At 65.0% G+C, this 19,220-nt stretch carries 21 protein-coding genes; 20 read left to right on the top strand and 1 reads right to left on the bottom strand.

All coding sequences use genetic code 11. The features are described from left to right. Positions 1-25 precede the first annotated feature (25 nt). Positions 26-1,849 carry a glutamine--fructose-6-phosphate transaminase (isomerizing) gene (glmS, locus tag DQ229_RS13495; protein WP_114966787.1) on the bottom strand — a complete coding sequence of 608 codons (1,824 nt, stop codon included), beginning with the start codon at positions 1,847-1,849 and terminating at the stop codon, positions 26-28. 225 nt (positions 1,850-2,074) lie between these two features. Here glmS and DQ229_RS13490 point away from each other — a divergent pair, with 225 nt between their 5' ends. From DQ229_RS13490 to DQ229_RS13395, 20 genes are all read left to right on the top strand, one after another. Then, positions 2,075-2,737: an HAD-IA family hydrolase gene (locus tag DQ229_RS13490; RefSeq protein ID WP_114966786.1), complete on the top strand. Its 663-nt coding sequence runs from the start codon at positions 2,075-2,077 to the stop codon at positions 2,735-2,737. A gap of 204 nt (positions 2,738-2,941) precedes the next feature. Beyond that, entirely contained in the window at positions 2,942-3,307 is a 366-nt protein-coding gene (locus tag DQ229_RS13485; RefSeq protein ID WP_114966785.1) for an NADH-quinone oxidoreductase subunit A, read from the top strand. Further along, positions 3,298-3,831 carry a NuoB/complex I 20 kDa subunit family protein gene (locus DQ229_RS13480; protein WP_114966784.1) on the top strand — a complete coding sequence of 178 codons (534 nt, stop codon included), beginning with the start codon at positions 3,298-3,300 and terminating at the stop codon, positions 3,829-3,831. Before DQ229_RS13485 ends, DQ229_RS13480 begins: the two co-directional genes overlap by 10 nt. Positions 3,832-3,843: 12 nt before the next feature. Continuing rightward, on the top strand, positions 3,844-4,467 hold the full coding sequence (locus DQ229_RS13475; RefSeq protein ID WP_114966783.1) for an NADH-quinone oxidoreductase subunit C: 624 nt from the start codon (positions 3,844-3,846) through the stop codon (positions 4,465-4,467). A 4-nt stretch (positions 4,468-4,471) separates the two neighbouring features. Continuing rightward, a complete protein-coding gene (locus DQ229_RS13470) occupies positions 4,472-5,356 on the top strand; it encodes a sulfotransferase (protein WP_114966782.1) in 885 nt (294 codons plus the stop codon). Positions 5,357-5,360: 4 nt separating this feature from the next. Beyond that, a complete protein-coding gene (locus DQ229_RS13465) occupies positions 5,361-6,572 on the top strand; it encodes an NADH-quinone oxidoreductase subunit D (protein WP_114966823.1) in 1,212 nt (403 codons plus the stop codon). Next, positions 6,569-6,883: a hypothetical protein gene (locus DQ229_RS13460; protein ID WP_114966781.1), complete on the top strand. Its 315-nt coding sequence runs from the start codon at positions 6,569-6,571 to the stop codon at positions 6,881-6,883. Before DQ229_RS13465 ends, DQ229_RS13460 begins: the two co-directional genes overlap by 4 nt. Positions 6,884-6,891: 8 nt before the next feature. After that, positions 6,892-8,007 carry an NADH-quinone oxidoreductase subunit E gene (locus DQ229_RS13455; protein ID WP_114966780.1) on the top strand — a complete coding sequence of 372 codons (1,116 nt, stop codon included), beginning with the start codon at positions 6,892-6,894 and terminating at the stop codon, positions 8,005-8,007. A gap of 55 nt (positions 8,008-8,062) precedes the next feature. Then, positions 8,063-8,704: an NADH:ubiquinone oxidoreductase gene (locus tag DQ229_RS13450; RefSeq protein ID WP_114966779.1), complete on the top strand. Its 642-nt coding sequence runs from the start codon at positions 8,063-8,065 to the stop codon at positions 8,702-8,704. Then, entirely contained in the window at positions 8,704-8,925 is a 222-nt protein-coding gene (locus DQ229_RS13445; RefSeq protein ID WP_114966778.1) for a DUF5337 domain-containing protein, read from the top strand. The genes DQ229_RS13450 and DQ229_RS13445 overlap by 1 nt, the downstream gene beginning before the upstream one ends. Positions 8,926-8,938: 13 nt before the next feature. Beyond that, a complete protein-coding gene (gene nuoF, locus DQ229_RS13440; protein ID WP_114966777.1) occupies positions 8,939-10,237 on the top strand; it encodes an NADH-quinone oxidoreductase subunit NuoF in 1,299 nt (432 codons plus the stop codon). Positions 10,238-10,248: 11 nt separating this feature from the next. Beyond that, on the top strand, positions 10,249-10,665 hold the full coding sequence (locus DQ229_RS13435; RefSeq protein ID WP_114966776.1) for a DUF5333 domain-containing protein: 417 nt from the start codon (positions 10,249-10,251) through the stop codon (positions 10,663-10,665). 4 nt (positions 10,666-10,669) lie between these two features. After that, on the top strand, positions 10,670-12,685 hold the full coding sequence (gene nuoG, locus DQ229_RS13430; protein WP_114966775.1) for an NADH-quinone oxidoreductase subunit NuoG: 2,016 nt from the start codon (positions 10,670-10,672) through the stop codon (positions 12,683-12,685). A gap of 6 nt (positions 12,686-12,691) precedes the next feature. Beyond that, complete coding sequence (locus DQ229_RS13425) at positions 12,692-13,093, top strand: hypothetical protein (RefSeq protein WP_114966774.1); 402 nt, start codon at positions 12,692-12,694, stop codon at positions 13,091-13,093. 13 nt (positions 13,094-13,106) lie between these two features. Next, the gene (nuoH, locus tag DQ229_RS13420) at positions 13,107-14,144 is read left to right on the top strand and encodes an NADH-quinone oxidoreductase subunit NuoH (RefSeq protein WP_114966773.1); all 1,038 of its coding nucleotides are present in this window, start codon (positions 13,107-13,109) and stop codon (positions 14,142-14,144) included. Between the two features lies 1 nt (position 14,145). Further along, on the top strand, positions 14,146-14,637 hold the full coding sequence (nuoI, locus tag DQ229_RS13415) for an NADH-quinone oxidoreductase subunit NuoI (RefSeq protein WP_114966772.1): 492 nt from the start codon (positions 14,146-14,148) through the stop codon (positions 14,635-14,637). A gap of 54 nt (positions 14,638-14,691) precedes the next feature. Next, on the top strand, positions 14,692-15,309 hold the full coding sequence (locus DQ229_RS13410; RefSeq protein WP_114966771.1) for an NADH-quinone oxidoreductase subunit J: 618 nt from the start codon (positions 14,692-14,694) through the stop codon (positions 15,307-15,309). A gap of 84 nt (positions 15,310-15,393) precedes the next feature. Next, on the top strand, positions 15,394-15,699 hold the full coding sequence (gene nuoK / locus DQ229_RS13405) for an NADH-quinone oxidoreductase subunit NuoK (RefSeq protein ID WP_114966770.1): 306 nt from the start codon (positions 15,394-15,396) through the stop codon (positions 15,697-15,699). Positions 15,700-15,703: 4 nt separating this feature from the next. Further along, positions 15,704-17,668: an NADH-quinone oxidoreductase subunit L gene (gene nuoL, locus DQ229_RS13400; protein ID WP_114966769.1), complete on the top strand. Its 1,965-nt coding sequence runs from the start codon at positions 15,704-15,706 to the stop codon at positions 17,666-17,668. After that, positions 17,668-19,212, top strand: a complete 1,545-nt coding sequence (locus tag DQ229_RS13395; protein ID WP_114966768.1) for an NADH-quinone oxidoreductase subunit M — start codon at positions 17,668-17,670, stop codon at positions 19,210-19,212. Before nuoL ends, DQ229_RS13395 begins: the two co-directional genes overlap by 1 nt. Positions 19,213-19,220 lie beyond the last annotated feature (8 nt).

Raw genomic sequence — 19,220 nt, 5'->3', positions numbered from 1 at the left:
CGGCGCGCTGCCAGGCCTTTTGCGGTCACTCCACCGTGACCGATTTCGCCAGGTTCCTGGGCTGGTCCACATCGGTGCCCTTGGCGACCGCAGTGTGATAGGCGATCATCTGTGCGGGCAGGGCATAGAGAATGGGCGCGGTGAGGGCAGGGGCCTCGGGCATCCTGACCGATTTCCAGACCGCGCTGCCTGCCTCCGCAATGCCCTCGGCATCCGAGATCAGAACCACCGGCCCGTGCCGTGCCATGACCTCCTGCATGTTCGAGACGGTCTTGGCAAACAGCGCATCGCGCGGTGCCATGACGATGGTGGGCACCTGGGTGTCGATCAGTGCGATTGGGCCGTGCTTGAGTTCGCCAGCTGCGTAAGCTTCAGCATGTATATAGCTGATTTCCTTCAGCTTTAGAGCACCCTCCAGGGCAAGGGGATACATCGTTCCGCGGCCCAAGAACAGCACATCGCGATAGCCGGCCAGCGCCTCGGCCAAGTCGGCGATCGTCTCGTTTAGGCCCAAGGCGCTGTTCATCAGCCCCGGAAGCGCGCGCAGGGCGGTCGTGTGTTCGGCCAGCGCCGTCTGATCCAGCCTGCCACGCTGCTGCCCGGCCCGCAGCGCCATCAGCGCCAGCACGCCAAGCTGCGCGGTGAAGGCCTTGGTCGAGGCCACGCCGATTTCCGGCCCGGCATGGATGGGCAGCACCAGATCGGCCTCGCGCGCGATCGAGGATGTGGGCACATTGACCACCGCGACCACCTGTTTCACGCGGTCCTTCACATGGCGCAGCGCGGCCAGCGTGTCGGCGGTCTCGCCCGACTGGCTGACGAAAATGGCAATCTCGCGCGGGCTGGTGACCGGGTCGCGGTAGCGAAACTCGCTGGCGATGTCGATCTCGCAGGGCAGCCCGGCAAGCTGGCCGAACCAGTATTTGGCGACATGGCAGGCATAATGCGCAGTGCCGCAGGCCACCAGCGTGACGCGGTCGCAATCGGTGAAATCCAGCGCCTCGGGCAGGGCGATGCGGGCTGCCTCGTCTGCGGGCAGGTAATGTTCCAGCAGCCCGGCCATGACGCGCGGCTGCTCGGCGATCTCCTTGGCCATGAAATGCCGGTAGCCCGATTTCTCGACGCGCGCGGCGTCCATCTCGATGCGCTGAACCGCGCGGTTCACACGGCGGCCTTCGGCGTCGAATATCTCGGCGCCCGCGCGGGTGATGACGGCGCGGTCGCCCTCTTCGAGATAGGTGATGCGGTCGCTCAGGGGGGCGAGCGCGATCGCGTCTGAGCCGACATACATCTCGCCGTCGCCATGCCCGATGGCCAGCGGCGAGCCCTGCCGCGCGACGAACAGCAGATCGTCCTCGCCTTCGAACAGCAGGGCCAGCGCAAAGGCACCTTCGAGCTGCCCCAGTGTGGCCTCGGCGGCGTCGCGGGGGCTGGCGCCCTTTTCCAGCTCGCGCCGGACCAGCAGCGCGATGGTCTCGGTGTCGGTTTGGGTGGTGAAGCCGACCCCTTCGGCGGCCAGCTCTTCGCGCAGCGCCGCGAAATTCTCGATGATGCCGTTATGCACCACCGCGACCGGCCCCGCGCGGTGGGGGTGGGCGTTTTCCAGCGTGGCCGCGCCATGGGTCGCCCAGCGGGTGTGGCCGATGCCCGCGCGCCCGCGTAGCGGCTCGTGCACCAGAAGGTCCGAGAGGTTGACCAGCTTGCCCACGGCGCGGCGGCGTTCCAGCCGCCCGTCCTGCACGGTGGCGATCCCGGCGCTGTCATAGCCCCGGTATTCCAGCCGCCGCAACGCCTCAAGGATGACCGGCGCCACCTCGTGACGGCCCAGAATGCCGACGATGCCACACATGATCTGCCTCGATCCCTTCGATCTGCCCGTGATGCGGTGCGGTGCAGCCGCGAAATCGCCGGCGCGCCGCGCAGCCAGCGAAAGACAAGCCGCCCGCGAACGGGCTTAACATTGCTTGCAGGCCGTTTTACTTAGACAGTGGCCGGCTGCAATAGCCGCATGAGTCACTATTGATTTCGCAGCCGTAATATCCGCCGCACTGGCGGAAACCCGCCGGGAGGGCCGATGCGCACGGTGATTTTCGATCTCGACGGCACGCTGGTCGATACCGGCGCCGACCTTATCGCGGCGGCGAATGCCTGTTTCCGCGTGCTCGGGCATGGCGACATGCTTCACCCTGTCGGCGATTGCACGGCGGCCTTCGCGGGGGGGCGGGCAATGCTGCGGCTGGGGTTCGAGCGGCTGGGCCGCCCCTGGAGCGATGCCGATATCGATGCGCAGTATCCCTTCCTGCTGGAGTCCTATGCCGCCAATATCGACCGGCACAGCCGGGTCTACCCGGGCGCCGAGGCGGCGGTGGAGCGGCTGCGCGCGGCGGGTTACGCGGTGGCGATCTGCACCAACAAGCCCGCGCGCCTGGCCGAATTGCTGCTGTTCCGCCTGGGGTTTCGCGATGCTTTCGGCGCGCTGGTGGGGGCCGATACGCTGCCCGTGCGCAAACCCGACCCGGCACCGCTGCGCGAGGCCGTCCGCCTGGCGGGGGGCGATCCGCGCCGCGTGCTGATGGTGGGCGACACGATCACCGACCGTGACACTGCGCGCGCCGCCGGGGTGCCCGTGGCGCTGGTCACCTTCGGCCCCGAGGGGCGCGGGGTGGAGCGTCTTCAGCCCGACGCGCTGCTCGACAGCTACGAGGCGCTTTACGACCTGGCCGAACGACTCACCTGAGCCCAGGGCGGGCGTTAGCGGTCACAGGAGCACGTGTCGCTTGTGCGGCCTGCGCGCTGCGGTGCGGCAAATGCGGGCTTGCCGTTGCGAAACCCGCCATTTCCGCGCTTTCGGGCAGGGGGCTTTGGTTGACCCTGCCCCAAGGCAGGAGTAAACCCGCTGCAAGTGCGAGCGTGCATTTCAGAGCCAGCCGAGGAGCCGACCGTGGACGCCCTTCTCAGAGAGTATCTGCCCATCATCATCTTTCTCGGGATCGCCGTGGCGCTTGGCCTCGTGCTGCTGCTTGCGGCGGTGGTGATCGCGGTGCGCAACCCGGACCCCGAGAAGGTCTCGACCTATGAATGCGGGTTCAACGCCTTCGACGATGCGCGCATGAAGTTCGATGTGCGGTTCTACCTGGTGGCAATCCTGTTCATCATCTTCGATCTCGAAGTTGCGTTCCTGTTCCCCTGGGCGGTCGCCTTCGGGGAAATATCTATGCTTGGGTTCTGGTCGATGATGGTCTTTCTGCTGATCCTGACCGTCGGCTTTGCCTATGAGTGGAAGAAAGGTGGCCTGGAATGGGAGTGAGCACGAGCACCAACGCCGCCGGCCCCGACCGCGAGGTCGCGACGCAGGAGTTGAACCGCGAGTTGCAGGACAAGGGGTTCCTCCTGACCGCGACCGAGGACATCATCAACTGGGCGCGCAACGGCTCGCTGCACTGGATGACCTTCGGCCTGGCCTGCTGCGCCGTCGAGATGATGCAGACCTCCATGCCGCGCTACGACCTGGAGCGTTTCGGCACCGCGCCGCGGGCAAGTCCGCGACAGTCGGACCTGATGATCGTGGCCGGCACGCTGACCAACAAGATGGCGCCGGCGCTGCGCAAGGTCTATGATCAGATGCCCGAGCCGCGTTATGTGATCTCGATGGGTTCCTGCGCCAATGGGGGCGGGTATTACCACTACAGCTATTCGGTTGTCCGTGGATGCGATCGGATCGTGCCGGTCGATATCTATGTGCCCGGCTGCCCGCCGACCGCCGAGGCGCTGCTTTACGGAATCCTGCAGTTGCAGCGGAAGATCCGCCGCACCGGCACCCTGGTTCGATAAGGAGGCGCGTCAATGACCGAGGCCCTGAGCCAGCTGGCCGCACATATCGGCCTGAAAAGGCCCGACCTGGCCGAGGATGCCTGCAGCATCGCCCATGACGAGCTGACCGTGAAGATCGGCCTGTCCGATCTGTTCGAGTTCGTCCGCTTCCTCAAGGCCGATCCGGCCTGCCAGTTTACCACGCTGGTGGATATCACGGCGGTGGATCACCCCGAGCGGGTCAAGCGCTTCGACATGGTCTATCATTTCCTGTCGATGTGGCAGAACCAGCGCATCCGCGTGAAGTTCGAGCTGCGCGAGGATGAAATGGTGCCCTCCATCACCGAACTGCACCCATCGGCCGGCTGGTTCGAGCGCGAGGTGTTCGACATGTTCGGCATCCTGTTCTCCGGCCACCCGGACCTGCGGCGCATCCTCACCGATTACGGCTTTCGCGGGCATCCGCTGCGCAAGGATTTCCCCACCACCGGCTATACCGAGGTGCGCTATGACGAGGCGCTCAAGCGCGTGGTCTACGAGCCGGTCAACCTGGTGCAGGAATACCGGCAATTCGATTTCATGTCGCCCTGGGAAGGGGCCGAATACATCCTGCCCGGCGACGACAAGGCGCAGGGCGAAAAGGGCGGGGGGCAGTAAGCCGATGGCGCAGGCCACGCTCATGTTCGGGCTGGGGGCGACGCGGGCGGGCACAAGCTGGCTCAACCGTTACCTCACCGACCACCCCGAGTGCCACCTGCGCGAGGTGAAGGAAGCGCATTACTTCGACACGCTCGAACGCGGCAGCCATGACTGGCGGATCAGGCAGCTATTGACGCGCCGTGCTGAACTGGCCGCGCGGCTACGCGATGCGGGCGCCGCCGCGCAACGCGCCCGGCTGGAGCGCAACATCGCCGCCCATGACGCGCTGATCGCGCTGTTCGAGCGGCGGCAGGCCGATCATGCGGCCTATTTGGCCTATCTGGAGAACGGGCGCGCGGCAGAGGCGCGCGTGATCGGAGAGATCACCCCCGCCTACAGCCTGCTGCCCGAGCCCCGCCTGCACGAGATGCGCCGCCTCGCGCCGGTCGTGCGCTTCTTCTATGTGCTGCGCGACCCGGTGGCGCGGCTGTGGTCGAACATACGGCAGACGGCGCCGACGCGCCCCGAGGGCCGCGCCGATCCGGCCGGCGCCGCGCGGGCGATGATGGATCGCTGGCTTGCGGGCGGCGAGGCCGAAATCGACCGCCGCTGCGACTATCGCGGCGCGCTTGAGCGCATCTTTGCCGCGATCCCGGCGGGCGAGCGGCTGATCCTGTTTTACGAGACGCTGTTTTCCGAGGCGTCAATCCGCCGCCTGACGGGGTTCCTGGGCATCGGCTATGTCGTGCCCGACACCGCCCGGCGGGTCTATGAGGGGGTGTCGCTGGCGCTCGACCCGGCCCTGGCCGCGGCGGCGCGCGAGAAACTTGCCCCGCAATATGCTTATGTGCGCGACACGTTCGGCGAGCTTCCGCCGGGCTGGGCCGCGCAACAACCCGAGGTCTGACATGATGGACGGCAGTGCAAGCGGCGATGTTCTGACCAAGGAGCAGAAGATCCGCAACTTCAACATCAACTTCGGCCCGCAACACCCTGCGGCGCATGGTGTTTTGCGTATGGTGCTTGAGCTTGACGGCGAGGTGGTCGAACGCGCCGATCCGCATATCGGGCTTTTGCATCGCGGCACCGAAAAGCTGATGGAAAGCCGCACCTACCTGCAGAACCTGCCCTATTTCGACCGGCTCGATTATGTCGCGCCGATGAACCAGGAACACGCCTGGTGCCTCGCGATCGAGCGTCTGGCCGGGATCGAGGTGCCGCGCCGGGGCTCCATGATCCGGGTGCTCTATTCCGAGATCGGGCGCGTGCTGAACCATCTGCTCAATGTCACCACCCAGGCGATGGACGTGGGCGCGCTGACCCCGCCGCTCTGGGGGTTCGAAGAGCGCGAAAAGCTGATGATCTTCTACGAGCGCGCCTGCGGGGCGCGGCTCCATTCGGCCTATTTCCGCCCCGGCGGCGTGCATCAGGATCTGCCGCCCGACCTGATCGACGACATTGAGGCCTGGACCGAGACCTTCCCCAGGGTGCTGGACGATATCGATACGCTGCTGACCGAGAACCGCATCTTCAAGCAGCGCAACGCCGATATCGGCGTCGTCACCGAGGAAGACATCCAGAACTGGGCGTTTTCCGGGGTGATGGTGCGCGGCTCGGGCCTGGCCTGGGACCTGCGGCGCGCCCAGCCCTATGAATGCTATAACGAGTTCGACTTCCAGATCCCGGTGGGCAAGAACGGCGATTGCTACGATCGTTACCTCTGCCGCATGGCCGAGATGCGCGAGAGCACGAAGATCATCCGCCAGGCCATCGAGAAGCTGCGCCGCGAGCCCGGCGACGTGCTGGCACGCGGCAAGGTCGCGCCGCCGCCCCGCGCCGAGATGAAGACCTCGATGGAGGCGTTGATCCATCACTTCAAGCTTTACACCGAGGGCTTCCGCGTGCCCGCGGGCGAAATCTACGCCGCCGTCGAGGCGCCCAAGGGCGAATTCGGCGTTTACCTGGTGGCCGATGGCACCAACAAACCCTATCGCGCCAAGATCCGCGCGCCGGGCTATCTGCACCTGCAGGCGATGGACCATGTGGCCAAGGGGCATCTGCTGGCCGATGTGGCCGCCATCATCGGCACCATGGATATCGTTTTCGGGGAGGTTGACAGATGAAGCGTATTGCAATCGCGAGCCTTGTTGCGGCGTGCCTGCCTTTCGGGGCGCAGGCGCTGGAGCCGGAAATCTCGGAGTTCCGCCATCTCGGAGAGCTGGCCGCCGATGGGTTCGAGCCTTTTGCCACATCGGGTGTTGGCTACGCGCTGTTCGGGATGCGCAAGGAGGCCGAGATGTATCTCTGCTTCATCGCCGATACCGAGGAGGCGCTGGAGCGGCGCCAAGCCGTGCTGCTCGATGAAATCCTGCATGGCGGAGCCGAAAGCCGCGATGTGCCCAATATCCCCGTGATCTGCATATTGACCCAGTAGGACCGAGAATGCTTCGCCGTTTGCACCACGAACAGCCCGAAAGCTTCGCCTTCACGCCGGCCAACCAGGCCTGGGCCGAGGCGCAGATCACCAAGTATCCCGAAGGGCGTCAGGCCAGCGCGATCATCCCGCTGCTGTGGCGCGCGCAGGAACAGGAGGGCTGGCTGAGCCGCCCGGCGATCGAGCATGTCGCCGACATGCTGGGCATGGCGTATATTCGCGCGCTTGAAGTTGCGACATTCTACTTCATGTTTCAGCTTCAACCCGTTGGTTCTGTTGCGCATATTCAGGTTTGCGGAACAACTACCTGCATGATTTGCGGGGCCGAGGATCTGGTCGCCGTGTGTCGCGAAAAAATCGCGCCGCATGCGCATCAACTGTCCGAAGACGGCAAGTTCAGCTGGGAAGAGGTGGAATGCCTGGGCGCCTGCGCCAACGCGCCGATGGCCCAGATCGGCAAGGATTACTACGAGGATCTGACCGCCGAGCGACTGGCCGGGATCATCGACGAACTGGCCGCCGGCCGGGTGCCGCAGGCGGGGCCGCAGAACGGGCGCTATGCCAGCGAACCGGCAGGCGCGCTGACCAGCCTGACCGCGCACGAGCAGGGCCGGGCCGAACATAACGCCTCGGTTGCGCTGGCGGTTGCGCAGGGCGACACGATCAAGCGGATCAACGGCAGCGAGGTGCCGCTGATCACGCCCTGGCAAGGCAAGGTCAGCCCGGCGCAAGGCAAGCAGAAAGAGCCGAAACCCGCCGCGGGCAAGCCCGTCGACGGCACCGGCGTGAGCGTGCAGCAGGCGCGCGCCGCAAAGGCCGCCGTGCCGGCCGCAAGCGCAAAAGGCGCCGAGGCCGTCCCCGGCCACGCGCCGGAAATGCTCAAGGCGCCGCGCAAGGGCGGCGCCGACGATCTCAAGCAGATCAGCGGGTTGGGGCCGAAACTTGAGGCATCGCTCAACGCGATGGGGGTTTTCCATTTTAACCAGATCGCCGCCTGGGACGAGGCCGAACTCGACTGGATCGAGGCCAATGTTGCAGGGCTGCGGGGCCGCGCGCGCCGCGACGACTGGCCGGGTCAGGCAAAGGCTCTGGCCGGGATAAAGGGTGACAAGGGCAAGAGCTGAGAGCAGCGTTAGGGAGACGAGAGCAACCAGAATCGCCACGAAAAGGAGCCACATCATGAGCAACAACCTGGAATCCATGAGCTGCGAGATGAAATCGTGGCTGATCGCCGCGGCGGTCGGGGTGGTTGCGTTCATCCTGATGGCCGGCCTCTGGGGCTGGGGATGGTTCTTTTCGGCCCTCCTGGGGCTTGCCGTGGCCGGGGTGCTGGGCTTTCTGATCGTTCAGTTCCTTTGCGATGCCGCCGGCGCCGCGGTTTCGGCGCCGCCCGAGGAAAAGCCCGCACCCACCGCCGCGCCGACGCCGCAGAACGCGCAGGCTGGCGCGCAGGCCGCCGGGGTACAACCCGAGGAAAAGCCTGCACCCACGGCCACCCCGACACCCGCCGAGGGCGAAACCAGCGCCGCGCCCGCCACCGGCGACCATCCCGCGGGCGCGCAGCCGGATGCCACGCAGGCGCCCGCCGTGCTGGACGCGCCGCGCGGGGGGGCAGCCGATGACCTGAAGAAGATCAAGGGCCTCGGCCCCAAGCTTGAGGAAAAGCTGAACGCGCTGGGTATCTGGCATTACGACCAGATCGCCGGCTGGACCGGAGCGCAGGTCGCCTGGGCCGATGAACAGCTTGGCGCGCGTGGCCGGATCGAACGCGATGACTGGGTGGGTCAGGCGCGTGAGCTGGCGAACGAAGGTGGCGCCTGATGCGTGATCCTGACCGCGATCGCCGATTGCAGCGACAGGGCCGGATCGCCGCACTGGTCATTGCGGTCTCCGGGCTGGCTGCGATCTTCGCGCCGTTGCTCGTGCAGGTCGCCGGGCTGCCGGTGCGGTTCGAGTTCCTGATCTATCTTCTTGCGCTGGCGGGCTTTGCCTGGGCGCTGATCGTGACATTCCAGATCTGGCGCGCGCGCCAGGACAACTGAACGGATAAGGCAGATGCTGAAGGACGAAGACCGGATTTTCACAAATCTCTACGGCATGGCCGACCGCAGCCTGAAGGGCGCGCGCGCGCGCGGGCACTGGGATGGCACGGCGGGAATCATTGCCAAGGGCCGCGACTGGATCGTGGACGAGATGAAGCAGTCGGGCCTGCGCGGGCGCGGCGGCGCGGGCTTTCCCACCGGGCTGAAATGGTCGTTCATGCCCAAGGAAAGCGACGGGCGCCCGGCCTATCTGGTGGTCAATGCCGACGAGTCCGAGCCCGGCACCTGCAAGGACCGCGAGATCATGCGCCACGATCCGCACACGCTGATCGAAGGCTGCCTGATCGCCAGCTTCGCGATGGGGGCACATGCCTGCTACATCTACATCCGCGGCGAATACATCCGCGAGCGTGAGGCGCTGCAGGCGGCCATCGATGAGGCCTATGAGGCCGGGCTTCTGGGCAAGAACGCCGCCAAATCCGGCTGGGATTTCGACCTTTACCTGCATCACGGCGCCGGCGCCTATATCTGCGGCGAGGAAACCGCGCTGCTGGAGAGCCTCGAGGGCAAGAAGGGGATGCCGCGGATGAAGCCGCCCTTTCCGGCGGGCGCAGGGCTTTATGGCTGCCCGACCACGGTGAATAACGTCGAATCCATCGCCGTAGTGCCCACCATCCTGCGGCGCGGGGCCTCGTGGTTCGCCGGTTTCGGCCGGCCCAACAACGCGGGCACCAAGATCTTTGCCATCTCGGGCCATGTGAACCGGCCCTGTGTGGTTGAAGAGGAAATGTCTATTCCCTTCGAGGAACTGATCGAGCGGCACTGCGGCGGCATTCGCGGCGGCTGGGACAACCTCAAGGCTGTGATTCCCGGCGGCTCTTCGGTGCCCTGCGTGCGCGGCGAGAACATGCGCGACGCGATCATGGATTACGACCACCTGCAAAAAGAGCTGCGCTCGGGCCTCGGCACGGCAGCGGTGATCGTGATGGATCAGCAGACCGACATCATCAAGGCGATCTGGCGGCTGGCCAAGTTCTACAAACACGAAAGCTGCGGCCAGTGCACGCCCTGCCGTGAAGGCACCGGCTGGATGATGCGGGTGATGGAGCGGCTGGTGCGCGGCGAGGCCGAGATCGAGGAAATCGACATGCTGTTCGACGTGAGCAAGCAGGTCGAGGGGCACACCATCTGCGCGCTGGGCGATGCCGCGGCCTGGCCGATCCAGGGGCTGATCCGCAACTTCCGCGACGAGATCGAAGACCGCATCAAGGCCAACCGTGCCGGTCGCGCAAGCGCCGTTGCCGCCGAGTGATGGAGAGAGCCATGCGCATCCTGACCCTGTCTGCCGCGCTGAGTGTCGCGATGGCGCTGGCCGCACCGGCGGCGCCGTCCGACACCAACACGGCGCTGCGCAGTAACGAGCGAATCTATAACGGCCTTTTCGCAATCGCGGTGGCCGACCAGGTGCGCAAGAATTGCGACGAGATCGCCCCGCGTCTGCTGCGCGCCTACAGTTTCCTGCATTCGCTGCGCGCCCATGCCAATGCGCTTGGGTTCTCGGATGAGGAGATCACCAATTTCATCGAGGACCGCGCCGAGAAGGATCTGATGCGCGCCCATGTGATGCGTTATTTCGACGCCAATGGCGTCGTCGAGAACAAGCCCGAAACCTATTGCGCCCTTGGCCATGCGGAAATCGCCGCAGGCAGCCAGGCCGGCGCGCTTCTGAGAGCCAGGTGAGCATATGACCGATCTGCGCAAGATCATCATCGACGACACCGAGATCGAGGTCGATCCGGCGATGACCCTGATCCAGGCCTGTGAACTGGCCGGCAAGGAAATCCCGCGGTTTTGCTATCACGAGCGGCTGTCGATCGCGGGCAATTGCCGGATGTGCCTGGTCGAGGTGGTGGGCGGCCCGCCCAAGCCCGCCGCATCCTGCGCGATGCAGGTGCGCGATCTGCGCCCCGGCCCCGAAGGCGCGCCGCCGGTGGTGCGCACCAACAGCCCGATGGTGAAGAAGGCGCGCGAGGGGGTGATGGAGTTCCTGCTCATCAATCACCCGCTGGACTGCCCGATCTGCGACCAGGGCGGCGAATGCGACCTGCAGGATCAGGCCATGGCCTACGGTGTTGATTTCTCGCGCTTTCGCGAAGCCAAGCGCGCGACCGATGATCTGGATCTTGGCCCGCTGATCGAGACCCACATGACGCGCTGCATCTCGTGCACGCGCTGCGTGCGCTTCACCACCGAGGTGGCGGGCCAGACGGTAATGGGCCAGACCGGCCGCGGCGAGGATGCCGAGATCACCACCTATCTGGGTGCGCTGATCGACAGCGAGCTTTCGGGCAACATCATCGACCTGTGCCCGGTGGGCGCGCTGGTTTCCAAGCCCTATGCCTTCACCGCGCGCCCCTGGGAGCTGAAAAAGACCGAGACCATCGACGTGATGGATGCGCTGGGCTCGAACATTCGGGTCGATACCAAGGGCCGCGAGGTCATGCGCATGCTGCCGCGCAACCATGATGGCGTGAACGAGGAATGGATTTCCGACAAGACGCGCTTTGTCTGGGACGGGCTGCGCCGCCAGCGGCTCGACCGCCCCTATATCCGCGAGAACGGCAAACTGCGCCCTGCCACCTGGCCCGAGGCGCTGGCAGCGGCAGCGCAGGCCGTTAAGGCCGCGAAGAAGCTTGCCGGGCTGGTGGGCGATCTGGCCCCAGTCGAAGCGGCGTTCGCGCTCAAGCAACTGGTCGAGGGGCAGGGCGGCGTGGTCGAGTGCCGTGTGGACGGCGCCAGGCTGCCTGCAGGCAGCCGTTCGGCCTATGTCGGCACGGCGGCGATCGAGGATATCGACAGCGCCAAGACCATCTACCTTGTCGGCACCAATCCGCGCGCCGAGGCGCCGGTGCTCAACGCACGCATCCGCAAGGCCTGGCTGGCGGGCGCCGAGGTGCACCGTTTCGGCGCAGCCGTCGATCTGACCTATGACGTGACCGAGCATGGTGACGATCGCGCCGCGCTGGCCGGTCTCGCGGCCGGGGCGCAGGCCAGCGATACGCCCGGCCTGGTGATCGTGGGGCAGGGCGCGCTGACCGGTGCTGATGGCGAGGCCGTGCTGGCGCAGGCGATGAAACTGGCCGAGGTGAGCGGCGCGGGCCTGCTGGTGCTGCACAGCGCCGCCGGCCGCGTGGGGGCGATGGATGTCGGCGCCACCTGCGAGGGCGGCATCGAGGCCGCGCTCGACCGTGCCGACGTGGTCTACGCGCTGGGTGTCGACGAAGTCGACCTGCCCGAAGGCCCGCTGGTGATCTATCAGGGCAGCCATGGTGACCGGGGCGCGCATCGCGCCGACATCATCCTGCCGGCTGCTGCCTGGACCGAAGAGCCGGGGCTGTTCGTCAATACCGAGGGGCGCCCGCAGATTGCCCTGCGCTGCGGATTCCCGCCGGGCGACGCGCGCGAGAACTGGGCGATCCTGCGCGCGCTATCGGGCGAGCTGGGCGCGCCGCTGGCTTACGACTCGGTCGCGGCGCTGCGCCGGGCGCTGGTCGCGGCGGTACCGCATCTGGGCGAGATCGATGAACTGCCGGTCAATGACTGGCAACCCCTGCCGGCGGCCCGGCCCGAAAGCGGCCCCTTTGGCAGCGCGGTCAGCGATTTCTACCTGACCAACCCGATTGCGCGGGCGTCTGAGAAGATGGCCGAACTGAGTGCGCTGGCCCATGCGCGGCGTATCGCGCCGCTGGCGGCAGAGTGATACGGCATGGTGGCACGCGGCAGCCTTTTCGGCCTGGTCCTTGCGGGGCTTGTGCTGGTCGGCTGCAACGCGCCGCCGCGCGGCAACGGCGCGGAATTCGCGCCGGAATACCTGGGGATCGAGACGCGGCTGATGGATGGTGAACTGGTGAATTTTCAGGTGGCGATGCGCGGCGCGCGTGACAATGCCGACGTGGCGGATTATGCACGCTGCGCTGCAGCGCGTTACTCGCTGATCCGTGGCTACGGTTTCGCGCGTCACGTGCGGACGAATGTGCGCCGCGAGGGTGGTATCTGGCGCGGAGATGCTGTTTACACCATCTCGTCGGCACTGCCGCGCGGCGCATTGACGATCGACGCCGAGGTCACGGTGGCCGATTGCGAAGAACAGGGCATACCGACGGTCTGAGGGTAAGGACAAGATGGCTGAGTTTCTCAACACAGGGTTCGGCACGTTTCTTCTGATCGTGGCCCAGAGCCTGCTGGTCGTCGGCTTCGTCATGATTTCGCTGCTGTTTCTGGTCTATGCCGACCGCAAGGTCTGGGCGGCGGTGCAGATGCGGCGCGGGCCGAACGTGGTTGGCCCCTGGGGGATCCTGCAATCGGTGGCCGATGCGCTGAAATATGTGGTGAAAGAGGTCGTCGTGCCCGCCGGCGTGGACCGGCCGGTGTATTTTCTGGCGCCGCTTCTGTCGTTCGTGCTGGCGGTGACTGCCTGGGCGGTGATTCCGTTCAACGATGGCTGGGTGCTGGCCGATATCAACGTGGCGATCCTGTTCGTCTTTGCCGTGTCGTCGCTCGAGGTCTACGGCGTGATCATGGGCGGCTGGGCGTCGAACTCGAAATACGCTTTCCTCGGTAGCCTGCGTTCGGCGGCGCAGATGATTTCCTATGAGGTGTCGCTGGGGCTGATCATCATCGGGGTGATCATCACCACCGGGTCGCTCAATTTCGGGCAGATCGTGGCCGCGCAGGATGGCGCTTATGGCCTGTTCTCGTGGTACTGGCTGCCGCATCTGCCGATGGTGGTTCTGTTCTTCATCTCGGCACTGGCCGAGACCAACCGCCCGCCATTTGATTTGCCCGAGGCCGAGTCGGAACTGGTGGCGGGCTTCATGGTCGAATACGGCTCCACGCCGTATCTGCTGTTCATGGCGGGCGAATACATCGCCATCTTCCTGATGTGCGCGCTGATGAGCCTGCTGTTCTTCGGCGGCTGGCTGTCGCCCATTCCGGGGCTGCCCGACGGGTTCCACTGGATGTTCCTGAAGATGGCGTTCTTCTTCTTCATGTTCGCCATGGTGAAGGCCATCGTGCCGCGCTACCGCTATGACCAGCTGATGCGGATCGGCTGGAAAGTGTTCCTGCCGCTGTCGCTGGGCTGGGTCGTGCTGGTGGCCTTCTTCGCGAAATTCGAGCTGTTCGGCGGGGCCTATGCCCGCTGGGCGATTGGGGGCTGAGATGGGCATCGATATCCGGCGTGCCGTCAAATACTTCCTGCTGGTCGACTTCCTGAAAGGGTTCGGGCTGGGGATGCGCTATTTCGTGGCGCCCAAGCCGACGCTGAACTACCCGCATGAGAAGGGCTATCTCTCGCCGCGTTTTCGGGGCGAACATGCATTGCGGCGTTACCCGAACGGCGAGGAACGCTGCATCGCCTGCAAACTGTGCGAGGCGATCTGCCCGGCGCAGGCCATCACCATCGATGCCGAGCCGCGCGAGGACGGCTCGCGCCGCACCACGCGCTATGACATCGACATGACCAAGTGCATCTATTGCGGCTTTTGCCAGGAGGCCTGCCCGGTGGATGCCATCGTCGAGGGGCCGAATTTCGAATTCGCCACCGAAACCCGCGAAGAGCTTTTCTACAACAAGGAAAAGCTGCTGGAGAACGGCGATCGGTGGGAGGCGGAAATTGCCCGCAACCTGGAAATCGACGCGCCCTATCGCTGAGGCGCCAAAGCGACAGCCGGGCCAACACGCGGCCCGAGGAAAGGGAAAAAGCCAATGGGTGTTGCCGATTACGCCTTTTACGCCTTCGCCATCGTGGTGGTCGCGGCCGGCTTTCTGGTGGTTGTCTCGCGCAACCCGGTGCATTCGGTGCTGTGGCTGATCCTGGCTTTCCTGTCCTCGGCGGGGCTGTTCGTGCTGCTGGGGGCCGAGTTCATCGCGATGCTGCTGATCATCGTCTATGTGGGCGCGGTGGCGGTGCTGTTCTTGTTCGTGGTGATGATGCTGGACGTGGATTTCGCAGCACTCAAGGCGGGGATGGCGCGCTACATGCCGCTGGCCTCGCTGATCGCCGTGGTGATCCTGATGCAGATGGCGCTGGCTTATGGCGCCTGGGTCACCGCCGATGGCGCGATGGGGCTGCGTCAGGCCGTAACCCCCGACATGGCCGAGGTGCACAACACCAAGGCGCTGGGGCTGCTGATCTATGACCAATATGTGTATCTGTTCCAAGCGGCGGGGCTGATCCTGCTGGTGGCGATGATCGGGGCGATCGTGCTGACGTTGCGCCACCGCGAAGGGGTGAAGCGCCAGGACGTGCTGGCGCAGATGTATCGCGACCCGGCCAAGGCGATGGAATTGAAGGATGTGAAACCGGGGCAGGGGCTGCGCTGAGTCGTGCGCCGGGGCCGGTGAAACGCAAGGTATAAGGGCGCGGCCGGCAAGGGCCGCGCGTGCCGGAAGCAAACGAGGGACGGCATGGTTGGACTGGAACATTACCTGACGGTGGCGGCGGTGCTGTTCGTCATCGGGATCTTCGGCATCTTCCTCAATCGGAAGAATGTCATCGTGATCCTGATGTCGATCGAGCTGATGCTGCTGTCGGTCAACATCAACCTGGTGGCCTTCTCCAGCCATCTGGGCGATCTGGTGGGGCAGGTCTTCACCATGTTCATCCTGACCGTGGCCGCGGCCGAGGCGGCGATCGGGCTGGCGATCCTGGTCTGTTTCTTCCGCAACCGTGGCACCATCGACGTCGAAGACGTCAATGTGATGAAGGGCTGAGGGCATGGCGCAGATCGTTCTTTTCGCACCGCTTATCGGCGCGCTGATCTGCGGCTTCGGCTGGCGGATCACCGGCGAGCGCGCAGGCATGATCCTGACGACGGGGCTGCTGTTTCTGGCCGCCTTCCTGTCCTGGGTGATTTTCCTGACCTTCGATGGCGACACGCAGCAGATCCAGATCCTGCGCTGGGTGGACTCCGGCACGCTGACGGCCGACTGGGCGATCCGGTTGGACCGGCTGACGGCGGTGATGCTGGTGGTGGTGACCACTGTGTCGGCGCTCGTCCATCTCTACAGCTTCGGCTACATGGCGCATGACGAGAACTGGCGCGAGGGCGAGCCCTACCGCGCGCGGTTCTTCGCGTATCTGTCCTTTTTCACCTTTGCGATGCTGATGCTGGTGACGGCCGACAACCTGCTGCAGCTTTTCTTCGGCTGGGAAGGGGTCGGCGTGGCCTCGTATCTGCTGATCGGCTTCTACTATCGCAAACCTTCGGCCAACGCGGCGGCAATCAAGGCATTTGTCGTCAACCGGGTGGGCGATTTCGGGTTCCTGCTGGGGATCGCGGCGCTGTACTTCCTGGTGGATTCGATCAGCTTCGACGTGATCTTCGCCAGCGGCGCGGAGCTTTCGGAGACCACGCTCACCTTCCTGTGGACGGAATGGAACGCGGTGAACCTGATCGCCTTCCTGCTGTTCATCGGCGCGATGGGCAAATCGGCGCAGCTTTTCCTGCACACCTGGCTACCCGACGCGATGGAAGGCCCGACCCCGGTTTCGGCGCTCATCCACGCCGCCACGATGGTCACCGCAGGCGTGTTCCTGGTGGCGCGCATGTCGCCGATCATGGAATACGCCGACACTGCCATGCTGTTCGTGACCGCCATCGGCGCCTTCACCGCTTTTTTCGCGGCAAGCGTCGGGCTGGTGCAGAACGACATCAAGCGGGTGATCGCCTATTCCACCTGTTCGCAGCTGGGCTTCATGTTCGTGGCGGCGGGTGTGGGCGTCTATTCGGTGGCGATCTTCCACCTGTTCACACACGCCTTCTTCAAGGCGCTCTTGTTTCTTGGCGCGGGCTCGGTCATCACCGGGATGCATCACGAGCAGGACATGCGCAACTATGGCGGGCTGCGCAAGAAATTTCCCGTCACCTTCTGGGCGATGATGATCGGCACGCTGGCGATCACCGGCGTGGGCATTCCGCTGACGATGTATGGCTTTGCCGGGTTCGTCTCCAAGGATGCGATCATCGAAAGCACCTATGCCGCCGGGGCGGAGTATGCCTTCTGGATCCTGGTGGTGGGCGCGGCGATGACCTCGTTCTATTCCTGGCGGCTGATGTTCATGACCTTCTGGGGCGAGCCGCGCGGCAACCGCAAGACCCATGAGCACGCCCATGAAAGCCCGCAGGTGATGACCATCCCGCTGATCGTGCTGTCGGTGGGCGCGGTGCTGGCCGGGATGGTCTGGTACGGGCCGTTCTTCGGCTCGATCGAGCAGGTGAACGAGTGGTTCGCCGGCGCCATCTTCATGGCCGAGGGCAACACCGTGCTGGACGATGCGCATTACGTGCCCGACTGGGTCAAGGCCGCGCCCTTTGTGGCCATGCTGCTGGGCCTGGCGCTGGCGTATCAGTTCTATATCCGCCGGCCCGACCTGCCCGGCAAGCTGGCCGAAAGCCAGTGGCCGCTCTACCAGTTCCTGCTGAACAAGTGGTATTTCGATGAAATCTACGACTGGGTTTTCGTGCGCCCGGCAAAGGCGCTTGGCCGCTTCCTGTGGAAGAAGGGTGATGGCACGGTGATCGACGGGGCCATCAACGGGCTGGCCATGGGGGTCGTGCCCTACCTGACGCGGCTCGCCGGGCGGGCGCAGTCGGGCTACATCTTCCATTATGTGTTCGCCATGGTGATCGGGATCGCGATCCTTGTCACCTGGGTCACGCTGAGCGGGGGGGCGCAGTGATGGCGAACCTGCTTTCCATCATCACCTTCACTCCGCTGGTGGCCGCGCTGATCCTGGCCTTCTTCCTGCGCGGCGATGACGCGGCGGCGCAGCGCAACGCCAAATGGCTGGCCTTCATCGCCACCTCGGCCACGTTCCTGATCTCGCTGATCCTTCTGTTCGGGTTCGACCCCTCGGATACGGGCTTTCAGTTCGTCGAGGAACGCGACTGGATCATGGGGCTGACCTACCGGCTGGGGGTGGACGGCATCTCGGTGCTGTTCGTGATGCTCACCACCTTCCTGATGCCGATCACCATCGCGGCGTGCTGGAATGTCACCCACCGGGTCAAGGAATACATGATCGCCTTCCTGGTGCTGGAAACCCTGATGATCGGGGTGTTCGTGGCGCTGGACCTGGTGCTGTTCTACCTGTTCTTCGAGGCAGGCCTCATTCCGATGTTCCTGATCATCGGCATCTGGGGCGGCAAGGCGCGCATTTATGCTGCGTTCAAGTTCTTCCTCTACACCTTCCTCGGCTCGGTGCTGATGCTGGTGGCGATGATCGCTATGTATGTCGATGCCGGCACCACCGACATGATCCATCTGCTCAATGAGCACAGCTTCTCGGCGGGCACGATCGAGCTGGCGGGCTGGCAGATCGTGGGCGGGATGCAGACGCTGCTGTTCCTGGCGTTCTTTGCCAGCTTCGCGGTCAAGATGCCGATGTGGCCGGTGCATACCTGGCTGCCCGATGCGCATGTGCAGGCACCCACGGCAGGCTCGGTGGTGCTGGCGGCGGTGCTGCTGAAGATGGGCGGCTACGGCTTCCTGCGCTTCAGCCTGCCGATGTTTCCCGTGGCCTCGGACATGCTGGCGCCGCTGGTGCTGTGGCTCTCGGCCATTGCCATCGTCTACACCAGCCTTGTCGCGCTGATGCAGGAGGACATGAAGAAGCTCATCGCCTATTCATCGGTGGCGCATATGGGCTTTGTCACCATGGGCATCTTTGCCGCCAACCAGCAGGGCGTTGATGGCGCGATCTTCCAGATGATCAGCCACGGCTTCATCTCGGGGGCGCTGTTCCTGTGTGTCGGCGTGATCTACGACCGGATGCACACGCGCGAGATCGCCGCCTACGGCGGGCTGGTCAACCGGATGCCCGTCTATGCGCTGATCTTCATGCTGTTCACCATGGCCAATGTCGGGCTGCCGGGCACCAGCGGTTTCGTGGGCGAGTTCCTGACCATCATGGGGGTTTTCCAGGTCAATACCTGGGTGGCGGTGGTGGCCGCGACTGGGGTGATCCTGGCGGCGTCCTATGCGCTGTGGCTCTATCGCCGGGTGGTGTTTGGTGAGCTGATGAAGGAAAGCCTGAAGACCATCACCGACATGAACCGCCGCGAGCGCGCGATCTTCGCGCCGCTGGTGGTGATGACGCTGCTCCTGGGCATCTATCCCGCGCTGGTGATCGACATCATCGGGCCGTCGGTCGAGGCGCTGGTGGCCAATTACGAACTGGCGCTTGCCGAATTCGACCGCGCCGTGCGGCTGGCACAGAATTGAGGACCGGA

The sequence above is a fragment of the Alkalilacustris brevis genome (genome assembly GCF_003350345.1).
In the GTDB taxonomy this organism is placed as follows: domain Bacteria; phylum Pseudomonadota; class Alphaproteobacteria; order Rhodobacterales; family Rhodobacteraceae; genus Alkalilacustris; species Alkalilacustris brevis.
This window is presented reverse-complemented; position numbering and strand designations above follow the sequence as displayed.